At 71.0% G+C, this 12,224-nt stretch carries 11 protein-coding genes; 3 read left to right on the top strand and 8 right to left on the bottom strand.

Translation table 11 applies throughout. The features are described from left to right. Positions 1–189: 189 nt before the first annotated feature. Positions 190–1,119 (top strand): hypothetical protein, encoded by a 930-nt coding sequence (locus tag O7610_RS21800; protein ID WP_289211714.1) that lies wholly within the window; start codon positions 190–192, stop codon positions 1,117–1,119. Here O7610_RS21800 and O7610_RS21795 read toward each other — a convergent pair whose 3' ends face one another. Both O7610_RS21795 and O7610_RS21790 read right to left on the bottom strand, forming a co-directional pair. Next, positions 1,120–2,133 carry a D-alanine--D-alanine ligase family protein gene (locus O7610_RS21795; RefSeq protein WP_281552345.1) on the bottom strand — a complete coding sequence of 338 codons (1,014 nt, stop codon included), beginning with the start codon at positions 2,131–2,133 and terminating at the stop codon, positions 1,120–1,122. Between the two features lie 7 nt (positions 2,134–2,140). Beyond that, positions 2,141–3,454: an aminotransferase-like domain-containing protein gene (locus O7610_RS21790; protein ID WP_289211713.1), complete on the bottom strand. Its 1,314-nt coding sequence runs from the start codon at positions 3,452–3,454 to the stop codon at positions 2,141–2,143. 155 nt (positions 3,455–3,609) lie between these two features. On the opposite strand from O7610_RS21790, the gene O7610_RS21785 reads away from it, so the two are divergent. Both O7610_RS21785 and O7610_RS21780 read left to right on the top strand, forming a co-directional pair. Next, positions 3,610–4,899, top strand: a complete 1,290-nt coding sequence (locus tag O7610_RS21785) for an RNA-guided endonuclease InsQ/TnpB family protein (RefSeq protein ID WP_289211712.1) — start codon at positions 3,610–3,612, stop codon at positions 4,897–4,899. A 227-nt stretch (positions 4,900–5,126) separates the two neighbouring features. Next, a complete protein-coding gene (locus O7610_RS21780) occupies positions 5,127–5,777 on the top strand; it encodes a GNAT family N-acetyltransferase (RefSeq protein WP_281552342.1) in 651 nt (216 codons plus the stop codon). A gap of 10 nt (positions 5,778–5,787) precedes the next feature. On the opposite strand, the gene O7610_RS21775 is transcribed toward O7610_RS21780, so the two are convergent. The 6 genes from O7610_RS21775 to O7610_RS21750 form a co-directional block, all read right to left on the bottom strand. Then, complete coding sequence (locus O7610_RS21775) at positions 5,788–6,945, bottom strand: N-acetylmuramoyl-L-alanine amidase (protein WP_281552341.1); 1,158 nt, start codon at positions 6,943–6,945, stop codon at positions 5,788–5,790. Between the two features lie 251 nt (positions 6,946–7,196). Next, positions 7,197–7,520, bottom strand: coding sequence for a thioredoxin (trxA, locus tag O7610_RS21770; protein WP_123606654.1), 324 nt, complete (start codon positions 7,518–7,520; stop codon positions 7,197–7,199). A 37-nt stretch (positions 7,521–7,557) separates the two neighbouring features. Then, on the bottom strand, positions 7,558–8,514 hold the full coding sequence (gene trxB / locus O7610_RS21765; protein ID WP_281552340.1) for a thioredoxin-disulfide reductase: 957 nt from the start codon (positions 8,512–8,514) through the stop codon (positions 7,558–7,560). Positions 8,515–8,629: 115 nt separating this feature from the next. Then, positions 8,630–9,577 carry an RsmA family anti-sigma factor gene (locus O7610_RS21760; protein WP_281552339.1) on the bottom strand — a complete coding sequence of 316 codons (948 nt, stop codon included), beginning with the start codon at positions 9,575–9,577 and terminating at the stop codon, positions 8,630–8,632. Further along, positions 9,574–10,266: an RNA polymerase sigma factor SigM gene (sigM, locus tag O7610_RS21755; RefSeq protein WP_278172900.1), complete on the bottom strand. Its 693-nt coding sequence runs from the start codon at positions 10,264–10,266 to the stop codon at positions 9,574–9,576. Before sigM ends, O7610_RS21760 begins: the two co-directional genes overlap by 4 nt. Next, entirely contained in the window at positions 10,263–11,756 is a 1,494-nt protein-coding gene (locus O7610_RS21750) for a protein kinase domain-containing protein (protein ID WP_289213665.1), read from the bottom strand. Before O7610_RS21750 ends, sigM begins: the two co-directional genes overlap by 4 nt. Positions 11,757–12,224: the final 468 nt, after the last annotated feature.

The raw sequence follows: 12,224 nt of genomic DNA, 5'->3' as shown, positions 1-12,224 counted from the left end.
GGACGCCTCGTTTCACGTGAAACAGCGGGTAGACCGGGCTGCCGCCCTGTGGATAACTCCTGTGGACAACTGGGGACGGCAGGCGGTGGCCGGCCGCTGACCAGAGACAGGTCGTCCCTCCGGATGAGTGTTCCGGGCCGGCCGAAACGGGGAACGACAGGCGGCGCAGACTCGGTTAGGGTCAGCGTCGTGCCAGACACCCCTGCCTCGGTTCCCGACTTCGCGCGATGGCCATCCTTTCCCTTCGAGGGCGACCTGCGGGTCAAGCGGCTCGACGATCCGGTTGCCGTCGAGCCGCCTCGCAAGGGTGAGGGCACGGCGGAGTGCTCGTCCTGCTCCGCCCCGGACGACGCGTACATCTGGGTCAGCGAACGCTGGCGGGTGCGCGCGATGGACCGCCCGACCGGACTACCGATGGTCCTCATCCTGGAGTCCCGGTCCCACTTCGACCTCGGCGACCTGCCGAACCTGCTCGCGGCCGAACTCGGCGTGATGACCGTCCGTCTCGAGCGGGCGATCCGGTCGCTCGACGGGGTGGCCCGGGTCCACGTGAACCGGTGGGGGGACGGCTCGGCGCACCTGCACCTGTGGTTCCTGGCCCGGCCGTACGGGCAGCTGCAGCTCCGTGGCACGTTCCTCTCACTGTGGGACAGCATCCTGCCGCCGATCTCGGAGTCACGCTGGCGGGAGAATTTGGCCCTGGTCGCTGCGTGGCTGGCGGAGTTCGGCGGTCGCCAGCTCGCTGAGCCGCCGCGGATTCAGTGGCGGGCACCGTCGAATCTCAGCGAGCAGGCGAGCCATCCGGTCAGCGTCGACGACTTCGGCGAGGTCGACGGTGCAGAGCCGGCGGTAGCCGAGCTCGTGGTGCCGATGGAGAGTATCGAGCCAGCTGCTGATCTCGGTGAGCTCGCCAGCGACGTCGCTACGACCCAGCAGGAAGATGCCGACCCGGCCGATCCGACCGGAACCGTCGATGCCGCCGCCCGCGCCGACACGGATGCCGGTACCGAGGTGAAGAATGACGACGACCCAAACCCGAAGGGCGATACTGATCAGGGCGGTCCTGAAGTCTTGGCTGCGGGCGATTCGGCGGCGGCACCGACCGGCGGCACCCGGTGATCAGTTCGCCGGGTCGTACGGTCTCGCCGCAGCCCGGACCACCAGGGTGGCGAGCAGTTCGCCGAGGTCCAGCCCGCCGGCCTGGACTGCCAGTGGCAACAGCGAGGTCTCGGTCATTCCGGGTGAGACGTTGACCTCCAGGACGTGCGGCCGGCCATCGGCGTCGACGATCATGTCGACGCGGGAGAGGTCCCGGAGCCCAAGTGCCCGGTGAGCGGCGACGGCAGTCGCCGCCACCCGCTCGGCGGCCGGCTCGGCCAACCGGGCCGGCGCGTGCCAGGTCGTCAGTCCGGCGGTGTAGCGGGCAGCGTAGTCGTAGACACCGTTGCGCGGCACGATCTCGACTGCCGGTAGCGCCTCCGGGCTGTCGCCCCGGTCGACGACCGACACGGCGACGTCCATCCCGGTGACGTAGCGCTCCACCAGTGCCGTCGAGTCGTACGCGAAGCAGCCGACCATCGCCGCGGAGAGCTCTGCCACCTCGCGTACCACTGCCGCGCCCAGCCCGGAGCCGCCCTGCGCCGGCTTGACCATCAGCGGCAGGCCGAGCCGTTCGACGATCCGCTCCAGCACGGCGACCGCACCCAGCTCTGAGAACCGGTCGTGGGGCAGCGCGACCCAGTCCGGGGTCGGGATGCCTGCCTCGCGCAGCACCGCCTTGGCCGACGGCTTGTCCCAGGCCAGGCGGGCGGCGCGGGCGTCGCAGCCGATGTACGGCACGCCGCAGAGATCCAGTACGCCGCGCAGCGAGCCGTCCTCACCGGTCGCCCCGTGCAGCGCGATGACCACCGCGTCCGGCGGGTCGGAGCGCAGCGCTGGAATCAGCGAGACGTCGGCGTCGCGCATCTCAGCCTCGACGCCGACCGAGCGGAGCGCGTCCAGCACCCGGCGACCGGACTTCAGCGAGACGTCCCGCTCGTACGACAACCCGCCGGCGAGCACGAGCACGCGCAGATCCGGGGCGGCGGACGACGACGAGGATGCGGTTGCGGTGGGGTCCAGCGCTGGGCTCATGCCCGAATCATGCCAAGTCAGGTCCGGGCGCATCCGCGCCGGGGCGCTGGCGTCGGCCGGATCCGCCGGCGACCGGTCCGAAGACCTCACGCATCGCCGACTCCCGCTCCATCACGCCGGCCAGCCGCCGGACGCCTTCCCTGATTCGCTCCGGTGGGGGGTAGGAAAAGTTGAGCCGCATGTTGCCGGCCCCGGAGCCGTCAGCGTAGAAGCCGGTGCCGGGAACGTAGGCCACCCGGGCGGCGATGGCCCGGGGCACCATGGCTTTGGCGTCCAACCCGTCCGGCAGCGACGCCCAGACGAACAGGCCGCCGCTCGGTCGGGTCCAGGTCGTCCCGGCCGGCATCAGGTCGGTCAGCGCGGACAGCAGCGCGTCCCGCCGCTCCCGGTAGACCTCCCGGTACGTCTTGAGCTGCTCCCGCCACGGCATGGTGGCCAGGTAGGTGGCGACCGCGGCCTGGGCGTAGGCACTGGGGCAGAGGATCTGCGCCTCACTGGCGATGACCAGCTTCTCGCGTACCGCGTGCGGAGCGAGAATCCAACCGACCCGCAGCCCTGGCGCAAAGGTCTTGGAGAAGGTGCTCAGGTAGAAGACGCCGTGCCGGCGTCGAGCCCGCAGCGGCACCGGCGCTTCGCCGTCGAAGCTCAGCTGGCCGTACGGGTCGTCCTCGACGACCAGCAGGCCGGCGCGTTCGCAGATGTCGAGTACCCGGTTGCGGCGCTCGTCGGTCAGCGTCACGCCAGCCGGGTTCTGGAACGTCGGGATGGTGTAGAGGAACTTCGCCCGTCGGCCGGACCGGGCCACGTCGGTGATCGCCTGTTCCAGCGCCTCGGGGATCAGCCCGTCGGCGTCCATCGGCACGTGCACCACCTGGGCCTGCGCCGCCTGGAACACGCCGAGGGCGCCGACGTAGGTGGGGCCCTCGGCGAGGACCACGTCGCCCGGGTCCAGGAAGAGTCGGGCGACCAGATCGAGGGCCTGCTGCCCGCCGACGGTCACCACCACGTCCTCGGGGGAGGCCCCGGATGAGACGTCGATCCCGGACAGCGACATCACTTCGCAGATCCGTTCCCGCAGGTCGAGGGTGCCCTGGCCGATGCCGTACTGCAGGGTCGAGGTGCCGGTCTCGGCGGCGAGGCGACCGAGCATCTCGCCGACCGCGTCCAGCGGCAGCGCGGCGACGTACGGGGCTCCGCCGGCAAGCGACACCACCTCCGGCCGACTGGCGACGGCGAACAGCGCCCGGATCTCCGAGGCGGTCATCCCCCGGACCCGGCGGGCATAGCGGTCGGTGTAGTCGTCGAGCGTCGTGCCGGTCATCAGAGTCCTTCCTTGGATACTCCGGCCTTGAGGCCGGGGAGGAAACGGAACTCCTGCGGAGCAGGGCAGGGAAAGCCGGTTCGCCGCCGGGGCGGATCGGCGTCCACCGCACACGCGACCCCATGGCTCACGACCGAATCGCTAGACTGTGGACTGTGTCCAGGACCGTGAAGCGGGCGTTCAGGTACCGCTTCCACCCCACCCCCGGGCAGGCCGCCGAGCTCGCCCGGACGTTCGGCTGTGTCCGGCTGGTGTACAACATGGCGCTGGCCGCCCGCAGCGAGGCGTGGACCCTGCGTCGGGAACGGGTCACCTACAACGCCACGTCGGCGATGCTCACCGGGTGGAAGAAGACCGACGAACTGGCGTTCCTCAACGACGTCTCCTGCGTCCCTCTGCAGCAGGCGCTGCGGCACCTGCAGACCGCGTTCGCCAACTTCTGGGCGAAACGGGCCCGGTACCCGACGTTCAAGTCGAGGAGGCGGTCGCGGCGGTCGGCGGAGTACACCGCCAGCGCGTTCCGCTGGCGCGACGGCCGCCTCACCCTCGCCAGGATGTCCGAACCGTTGGACATCGTGTGGTCCCGACCGCTCCCGCAGGGCGCGGCGCCGTCGACGGTGACCGTGTCGCAGGACCCGGCGGGCCGCTGGTTCGTCTCCCTGCTCTGCGACGACCGGATCGAACCGGCCCCGGCCACCACTGCCGTGGTGGGGGTCGACGCCGGCCTCGACAGCCTGTTCACCCTGTCCACCGGGGAGAAGATCCCCAACCCGAGACATGAACGCCGTGACCGGCGGCGGCTGGCCCGCGCCCAGCGGAACCTCGCACGCAAGGCCAGAGGCTCCGCGAACCGGGCCAAGGCCCGGCTGTCGGTGGCCCGGATTCATGCCCGGATCGCCGACCGCCGCCGCGACCACCTGCACAAGTTGACCACCCGGCTCGTTCGTGAAACCCAAACGATCGTGATCGAGGACCTGACCGTCCGCAACATGACGGCCAACCACCGTCTGGCCCGCGCCATCTCGGACGCGGGCTGGCGGCAGTTCCGCAGCATGCTGGGGTACAAAACGGACTGGTACGGCCGGGATCTGGTGGTCGTGGACCGCTGGTTCCCGTCGACCCGACTGTGCTCCGCGTGTGGCGTACTGGCCGAGCGGATGCCGTTGGCGGTCCGGTCGTGGACCTGCCGGTGCGGGCAGGCCCATGACCGGGACGTGAACGCGGCCCGGAACATTCTCGCGGAGGGGCTCTCCGTGATTGCCTGTGGAGGCGGTGTAAGACCTCACCGGGAGTCCTCCTCTCGGACGGGGCGGTCGTCGGTGAAACAGGAACCCCCTGGGGGCGACCCAGGGAATCCCCGTCCCTTAGTGCGGGGAGGAAGTCAAGACCTCACCCTCGAAACGCGTCGCACCGGTGGTGCCGGGTCGGGCCGCGACACGCACTGATCGTCTGATGGTAGTCCGGCGTGTCGCCGCCCGGCGTGGGCATTACCACACCGACCACATGTCGGACCAGCGAACCCGGATTGGCCTGGGAACACCTGCGGCGGGTGCCCGACCTCTCCCCTGACGCGAGGTTGCGGCGTACGATCGCTCGTTGGGGACAGGAGACGGCGCGTGGTGAAGCTCGGCGGGTTTCAACGCTTGACCGGTTCGGTGGTGGGGGATCGCCAATGTCGCGACGTCTGGTCAGTCTGACGCTGGACACGCTGGAGGAGCTGCCCAGATCCTGCCGGCGGTGTGTCTTCTGGGAGCTCGATCCGGTGGCGGCCGACCGCGCCCGGACCTCCGGCGACCCGGCGCTGGAAAAGGAGGCGTGGGTCTCCCAGACTCTCCTGGAGTGGGGTTCCTGCGGCAAGCTCGCCTACGTCGACGGCATGCCGGCCGGTTTCGTGATGTACGCGCCGCCGGCCTACCTACCGAGGTCGATGGCGTTCCCGACGTCCCCGGTCTCCGCCGATGCGGTACTGCTGACCACGGCGCACGTGGTGCAGCCGTTCGCCGGCGGTGGCCTCGGGCGAATGCTGGTGCAGGGCGTGGCCCGGGATCTCACCAAGCGGGGCATCAAGGCGATCGAGGCGTTCGGCGACGCCGCCGCCGATCCGGAGGAGACGGCCGGTCGGGGCTGTCTCGCCCCAGCCGACTTCTACCTGTCGGTCGGCTTCAAGACGGTCCGGCAGCACCCCCGGTTCCCCCGGCTACGGCTGGAGTTGCGGACCGCGTTGTCGTGGAAGTCGGACGTCGAGTACGCCCTGGAGAAGCTGCTCGGCTCGATGACTCCGGAGAGCCTGCTGCGCCCGGCCACCCGCGCGGTGACGAACTGACTGACGAGGTTCAGGCCTCCGCCGTCGCGTCGACCACCGCCCGCAGCGTGTGCACGTCGATCGACCCGGTCGGCACGTCCAGCTCCACCGGGTAGTACATCCGCTGCACGGCGGCGACCAGCGCCTCGGCCACCTGGTCACGGAACCCGGGCCGGATCAGCCGGGCCCGGTCGGCCGAGCAGGTCAGATAACCGACGTCCACCCGTACCGCCGGCATCCTGGTCAGCCGTAGCAATTCCCAGCTCTTCGCGTGGATGCGGCAGTCGCGCAGGCCGGTACGCACCGCGATCTCCCGCTGCACCAGCCCGGCCAGCCGCTCGCCGACCGTCGAGGTGACCCCGTTGCCGGTGCCGTAGTGGTAGGTGGCCACCCCGTCGGCGGCCGGGTTGGCGTGCCCGTCGACGTGCAGGGAGATGAACAGGTCCGCGCCGATGTCGTTGGCCAGCTGGGTGCGTGCCGGGTCGTTGAGCACCGTGGCGGTGGCCGGACCACGGGTGAGATGCACCCGCATCCCGGCTGCCGCCAGCCGCCCCTCCAACCGGGCGGCGAGGTCGTACGCCAGCTCCGCCTCGGACCAGCGCCGGCCGCTGTCGGTGACCACCACGCCGGGATCGGGCCCCCCGTGCCCAGGGTCGATGACGATCGTCTTGCCCACCAGGTTGGGGCCGGACTCGCGGAACGCATCCGCTTCCCGCAGCCACTGCGGGCGCCCGCCGACCACCTTGCGGCCCAGCCGACGCATCGCATGCATGGTGTACGGCCCGCAGCTGCCGTCGGCGGTCAGTCCCACCTCCCGCTGGAACTGGGTGACCGAGCGGGCGGTGCGCCCGCCGTACACGCCGTCGGCGCGGCCCACGTCGTAGCCCATCTCCAGCAGTCGTTCCTGCAGCGCCCGGACGTCCTCGCCGACCAGCGGCTGAGGTATCGAGTGGTAGAGCGCCCGGTCACCGAGTCGCCAGCGGGCGGCGTCCAGCGCCCGCCAGGTCTCCGCACCCACTCGGCCGTCGATGCTCAGGCCGCGGAGTTGCTGGAAGGCTCGTACGGCGTGCTCGGTGCGGGCGTCGAAAACGTCGGCCCCCGGGGTTGGCTCGAGCAGCTCCAGGTTGACCAGGATGGAGCGGATCTCGGCCACGGCGGGACCTTGGTCGTCACGGCGGATCGGGCGCACGGGACGTGGACCTCCCCCCCCTGCAGGCGCGGACGATCCGGAGCGTAACCCGACCGGCAGGTGCCCGTACCCGGGTTGCGGCGAAGCGGACCGTACGGGGAGCGCCCGGTGTCCGGACGATCAGCCAGGGAACCGACCATCCAGCAGCCCTGTAACGGCGCCGCCAGCAGCCTGAAAACGGACCGGCCGGTCCCACCTTGTCGGGTGGGCCGGCCGGTCCGCCGTGCCGCACGGGGCAGCCCCGCTGAGGTTCAGAAGGCCGACTCGATCAGCTTGACCAGGTCGCCCTTGGGCCGGGCGCCGGCCACCGACTGCACCGGCTCACCGGCCTTGAACACGGTGAGCGTGGGAACCGACATCACCCGGTACCGGCGGGCGATCTCCGGGTTCTCGTCGATGTTCAGTTTGACGATCGACACCTTGTCCCCCATCTCGGTGGCGATCTCCTCGAGCAGCGGTGCGACCTTGCGGCACGGCTGGCACCACTCGGCCCAGAAGTCCACCAGTACCGGCTTGTCGGACATGAGTACGTCGGTGGCGAAGCTGGCCTCGGTGACCGCTCGGGTAGCTCCCACGGGAAATCCTCCTCCTCGACCGCCGGTGCGCCGGCGGTCAGACCTCTTCGAGTGTGGCGAGGTAACGCTCGGCGTCGAGCGCCGCCGCGCAACCGCTGCCGGCAGCGGTGATCGCCTGCTGGTAGGTGTGGTCGACCAGGTCACCGGCGGCGAACACGCCCGGCACGCTGGTCCGGGTGCTCGGCGAGTCGACCAGCACGTAGCCGTTCTCGTCGAGCTCCACCTGGCTGCGGAACATTTCGCTCCGCGGGTCGTGACCGATCGCGACGAAGACCCCGGTGACGTCGAGGGTCCGGGACTCGCCGGTGTGCGTGTTGCGCAGCCGGATTCCGGAGACCTTACCGTCGGCGCCGAGAATCTCCTCGACGACACTGTTCCACTCGACCCGGATCTTGTCGTTGCCGAGCGCGCGGGCCGCCATGATCTGGCTGGCCCGGAACTCGTCGCGGCGGTGCACGATGGTCACCGATTCGGCGAACCGGGTGAGGAAGGTGGCCTCCTCCATCGCCGAGTCGCCACCGCCGACCACCACGACGTGCTGCCCCCGGAAGAAGAAGCCGTCACAGGTCGCGCAGGAGGACACCCCATGGCCGAGGAACTCCTGCTCACCGGGGACGTTCAAGGGACGCCACGCGGAGCCGGTGGCCAGGATGACCGCCTTGGCCCGGTAGCCGGTTTCGCCCACGTACACCGTGCTGGCCTCGGTGGTGCCCGGGGTGCCCGTGTCGACCAACTCGACCCGCGTCACGTCGTCGGTGACGAACTCGGCACCGAAGCGCTCGGCCTGCTTACGGATCGAGTCCATCAGCTCCGGACCCATGATGCCGTCGGGGAATCCCGGGAAGTTCTCCACCTCGGTAGTGGTCATCAGCGCCCCGCCGGACTGCACCCCCTCGATGACGAGTGGGCGCAGGTTGGCGCGTGCGGCGTACACCGCAGCGGTGTAACCGGCCGGTCCCGAGCCGATGATGATCAGGTTGCGGACCTCGTCCACTGCCGACTCCCAAAGTCTGATTTCTGCGCAACGGTGACCGTTGACGACAACGCCACGGAGCCGGGGGGTAATCCCGCTCCGCTACCGCGTGTCCCACGTCACGCGGCCGGCAGGGTCACCCTACCTGTGCCGAGTACCTGGTGTCCGCGCCGGCCGCAGGCGTACCGCAGCCGGTGCCGCTCACCCAGATCCAGCTGGCACCGAAGCTGTCACTGAACGAGAGGACCAGCGCCGGTTCACCCTCGAACGCCGCGAAGTCCACCAGGTCGACGCCGAGGACGCCGTTGCCGTGCTCGGCGGTCACCGCGGCCACGCAGTCGGCCAACGCGGCCGGGCCGGCCAGTCTGGCCAGCGCCGTCGAGGAAGGCGACTCCTGCAGTACGGTGTCCTCGCCGGTTCCCGGTTGCCCCCCGTCGCCGCCCGTCCGTCCCACGGCCTCGAACATCGGCACGATGGTCGCCCGCTGGTAGTCGGTGCCGCTGGCCAGTAGCCGTGGTGCGGAGGCGTCCATCATCGTGCCCGGCTGGCCCTCCTGCCGGGTCTCGGCGCTCTGGCTTTCGGCGCTGCCGGCATCGTCCGACGGGCTGCCCGCCGCGGTGCTCGCGTCGTCGGCGGACCCGGCACCGAGCAGTTGGCCGACCCCGAGGCCGGCGAACGCCACGGCTGCCGCCGCGACGGTGATCGGAGCGGCGTACCGCTGCCAGCGGCGGCGACGATCCCGCCGCGCCCGGGCCGCCGCAAGCGGCACCGATGCCGCGACGGTGGCCGGCTCCGGGCTGATCGCCGGCTCCGGGGCCGGCTGCGGTAGCGGCTCGGCGGCCAGGGCGGCGTGCACCCGGTCGGCGACGTCGGGTGGGATCGGCTCGACGACGCTGCCCCACTCGGCGAGCATCGTCTGCACCAGCTGGGTGGCCTCGACCAGCTCGTCGTGGGCCGCCCGCCAGGACGGCCGCTCCGCGATCAGTCGGGCCACGGCGACCTCGTCCGGGGTGCCGTCGAGCGCCCCACCGACATAGTCGGCGAGCAGCTCTCGATCGACCTCCTGGAACCGGTCGGCAGTCACCGTTCCTCCTTGCCACCGTCGCCACGTGCGGACCCTGATGGGACGTCGTCGAGCCGCTGCGGGTTCCGTGGGGTGAGCGACGACACCTGGGCGCGTGGTGGTGCCACCTGCGCATTCGCCCGCTGTGGTCGCAGATGCCCGAGAAGACCGGCCAGCCGGGCCCGTCCCCGGGCGCAGCGGCTCTTCACCGTGCCCTCGGCGACGCCGAGCATCACCGCCGCGTCGGCGACCGGGTAGCCCTGCACGTCGACCAGGATCAGCGCGGCCCGCTGTTCCGCCGGCAGCTCGGCCAGTGCCTGGCGGACGACCAGCGCGGTGTCGTGATCGACCGGGGGTGCCGCCGGCTCGGTGCCGCGTACGCCGTCGTCGTCCCGGCCACCGTCGGGTAGCGGCACGGTGGGGTGGGACTTGCGGCGGCGCACGCGGTCCAGGCACGCGTTGACCACGATGCGGTGCAGCCAGGTGGTGACCGCCGCGTCGCCCCGGAACCGGGCAGCCGCGCGGTGCGCCGACAGCAGCGCGTCCTGCAGCGCGTCGGCGGCCTCCTCCCGGTCGCTGAGCGTACGCAGGGCAACCGCCCAGAGCCGGTCCTGGTGCCGCCGTACCAACTCGGCGAACGCCTCCGGGTCGCCGTCGACGTGTGCCCGGAGCAGTTCCTCGTCGCCGAGGTCGGCCCGGCGTCCGGTCATGGCCCCTCGACCGTGATCTCCTGAACGCCGATCTGGTACTTGTCGTTGCCGATCGGAGGCAGTTTGGTGATCCATACCAGGAGGTACTGGTAGGTCTCGTCGGGCGAGAACCCGCTGAAGGTGAGGGTTGCGCCGTCGGCGTTCTCGAATCGGGCACCGATCCGGTCGGTGAACGTCTCGAGGATCTCGTCGTCGCCTTCCCGGGTCGCTCCCGGATCGTTCGGACCGGCCAGCAGCTCGGCGGTGGCACCGGATGCGGACAGCTCGACCTTCACGCTGGTCACCGCCCGTGGCTCCTGCAGGTCGATCAGCACCCCCATGCCCCGCTTCAGGTTGCCGAAGTTGGGGTTGCGCTCGTAGGCGTCGGTCTCCCAGCCGGTGCTGGTGTCGCCGTCGACGGCGGCCTGCGCCCCGTCGAGCTCGTCACGGGCACCGTCGGCGTCGACGATACGGACCTGGTCGCCGGCGAGGGCGATCGGCTGTGGCTGGGCCGGGGCACTGGTCTCGGTGGGGCCCGGGGTCGAGGTCACCTGGGTCTGCGGCAGTGTCGACTGACCGTCCTCGCCGTCACCGTCGTTGCCGAGCGCACTGATCCCGAAATACAGCCCGATCACCGCGATGACCAGCAGGCCGGCGACACCGGCGGCGATCTTGCGGCGGGCCGCCAGTGGGGTGCCGGTCGGTTCGTCGTCGTCGGCCGCCGAGAACCGTAGCGGCCCGACGCTGTCGAGGTAGTGCTCCTCGGTGCTGGCGTCGAGCCGACCCAGCTCGGCGGCGAGTACCTCGGAGGTGGGCAGCGCGAGCCGTGGGTCGAGCAGGTCCATGGTCAGGTCGTCGAGGTACGCCGGCACACCGGAGCGCACCTGGCGGGGAGCGGCGACTGCCCCGGTCGCGTCCCGGACCGCGTCCGGCAGCGCGGTGCTGCCTGCCTCGTGCTGCGGCCAGTGGCCGGTCATCGCGAAGTAGAGCACTCCGCCGATCGCCCGGATGTCGGTTTCGTAGGTGTCGGAGCTGTCGGCCCTGGCGTCGGCCAGCACCACCCGGCCGTCGTGGCCGATCATCACCGTGCCGGGGTGGATGTTGCCGTGCACCATGCCGGTGGCGTGCACCGCCGCGATGGCGGAGGCGACCGAGTGGGCGATCATGGTGGCCCGGGCCGCGTCCAACGGACCGGCGGCGGCGATCACCTCGCGCAGGGAATCGCCCTCCACCCACTCGCGGACCACGTAGGCCCGCTGCCCCTCGTCGATGGCATCGTAGACGCCGACCAGGTTGGAGTGGATGACCCGACTGGCCCGGACCGCGGCCTGCAGCATCTCCATGGCGGAATCGCCACCGGGGTAGCGCAGCACCACCGCGACCGGACGGCGCAGCACCACGTCGACCCCACGCCAGACCTGCCGACCCGCACTGTCGTTGTTGACGTGCTGAGCCAGCTGGTATCGCTCGGCGAGGATCTCGCCGGCGGAGGGCGCATCGAAGGCCATCATCGGCGGACTGGCCTCGTCCGCCTCCTGGCCTTCGCCGACCTGGGTCACCCGTCCTCCCTGTGGATCGTCTCGGTCGAACCCTGGTGCTGGTCGTCCGGTGTTATCTGCCGGTTGTCCGATTGTCCTGCTGGTCGCACCTGCCGTGCTGGTCGTCGTGCTTCCGGCACCGGCCGGCCCCGCAGCGGTGGAACGTCACCGGTCACGACCCGGTGTCGCACGTATCCGTCCAGAACGACCTTACCTGCGTTGCGGCAACACCAACATCTCAGCTTCCCGCAGCTCTTGCAATGCCGACCGGGGGTCGACCTGCCGTCTGGCGGACCCGCGCCGACCGGACCCGGTCAACGCCACCCTGCCCGTACGGCCGGACGCATAACCTCCATCGCAAATATACGTTGTACCGCCCGGGTGCCGCTCCCAGCCCGCCGCGACAGCCCACCCGACCGCCCCACCGCGACCGGGCCACCG

This window comes from Solwaraspora sp. WMMA2065 (assembly GCF_030345075.1).
Lineage (GTDB): Bacteria > Actinomycetota > Actinomycetes > Mycobacteriales > Micromonosporaceae > Micromonospora_E.
The sequence above is the reverse complement of the archived record's forward strand: the minus strand, read 5'-3'. Positions and strand labels throughout refer to the sequence as shown.

Coding starts and splice junctions, on each gene's coding strand:
- O7610_RS21750 (WP_289213665.1), bottom strand. CDS start 11,756: ATGATGGCCTTCGATGCGCCCTCCGCCGGCGAGATCCTCGCCGAGCGA.
- O7610_RS21795 (WP_281552345.1), bottom strand. CDS start 2,133: ATGAGCCCAGCGCTGGACCCCACCGCAACCGCATCCTCGTCGTCGTCC.
- O7610_RS21790 (WP_289211713.1), bottom strand. CDS start 3,454: ATGACCGGCACGACGCTCGACGACTACACCGACCGCTATGCCCGCCGG.
- sigM (WP_278172900.1), bottom strand. CDS start 10,266: ATGACCGGACGCCGGGCCGACCTCGGCGACGAGGAACTGCTCCGGGCA.
- O7610_RS21780 (WP_281552342.1), top strand. CDS start 5,127: ATGTCGCGACGTCTGGTCAGTCTGACGCTGGACACGCTGGAGGAGCTG.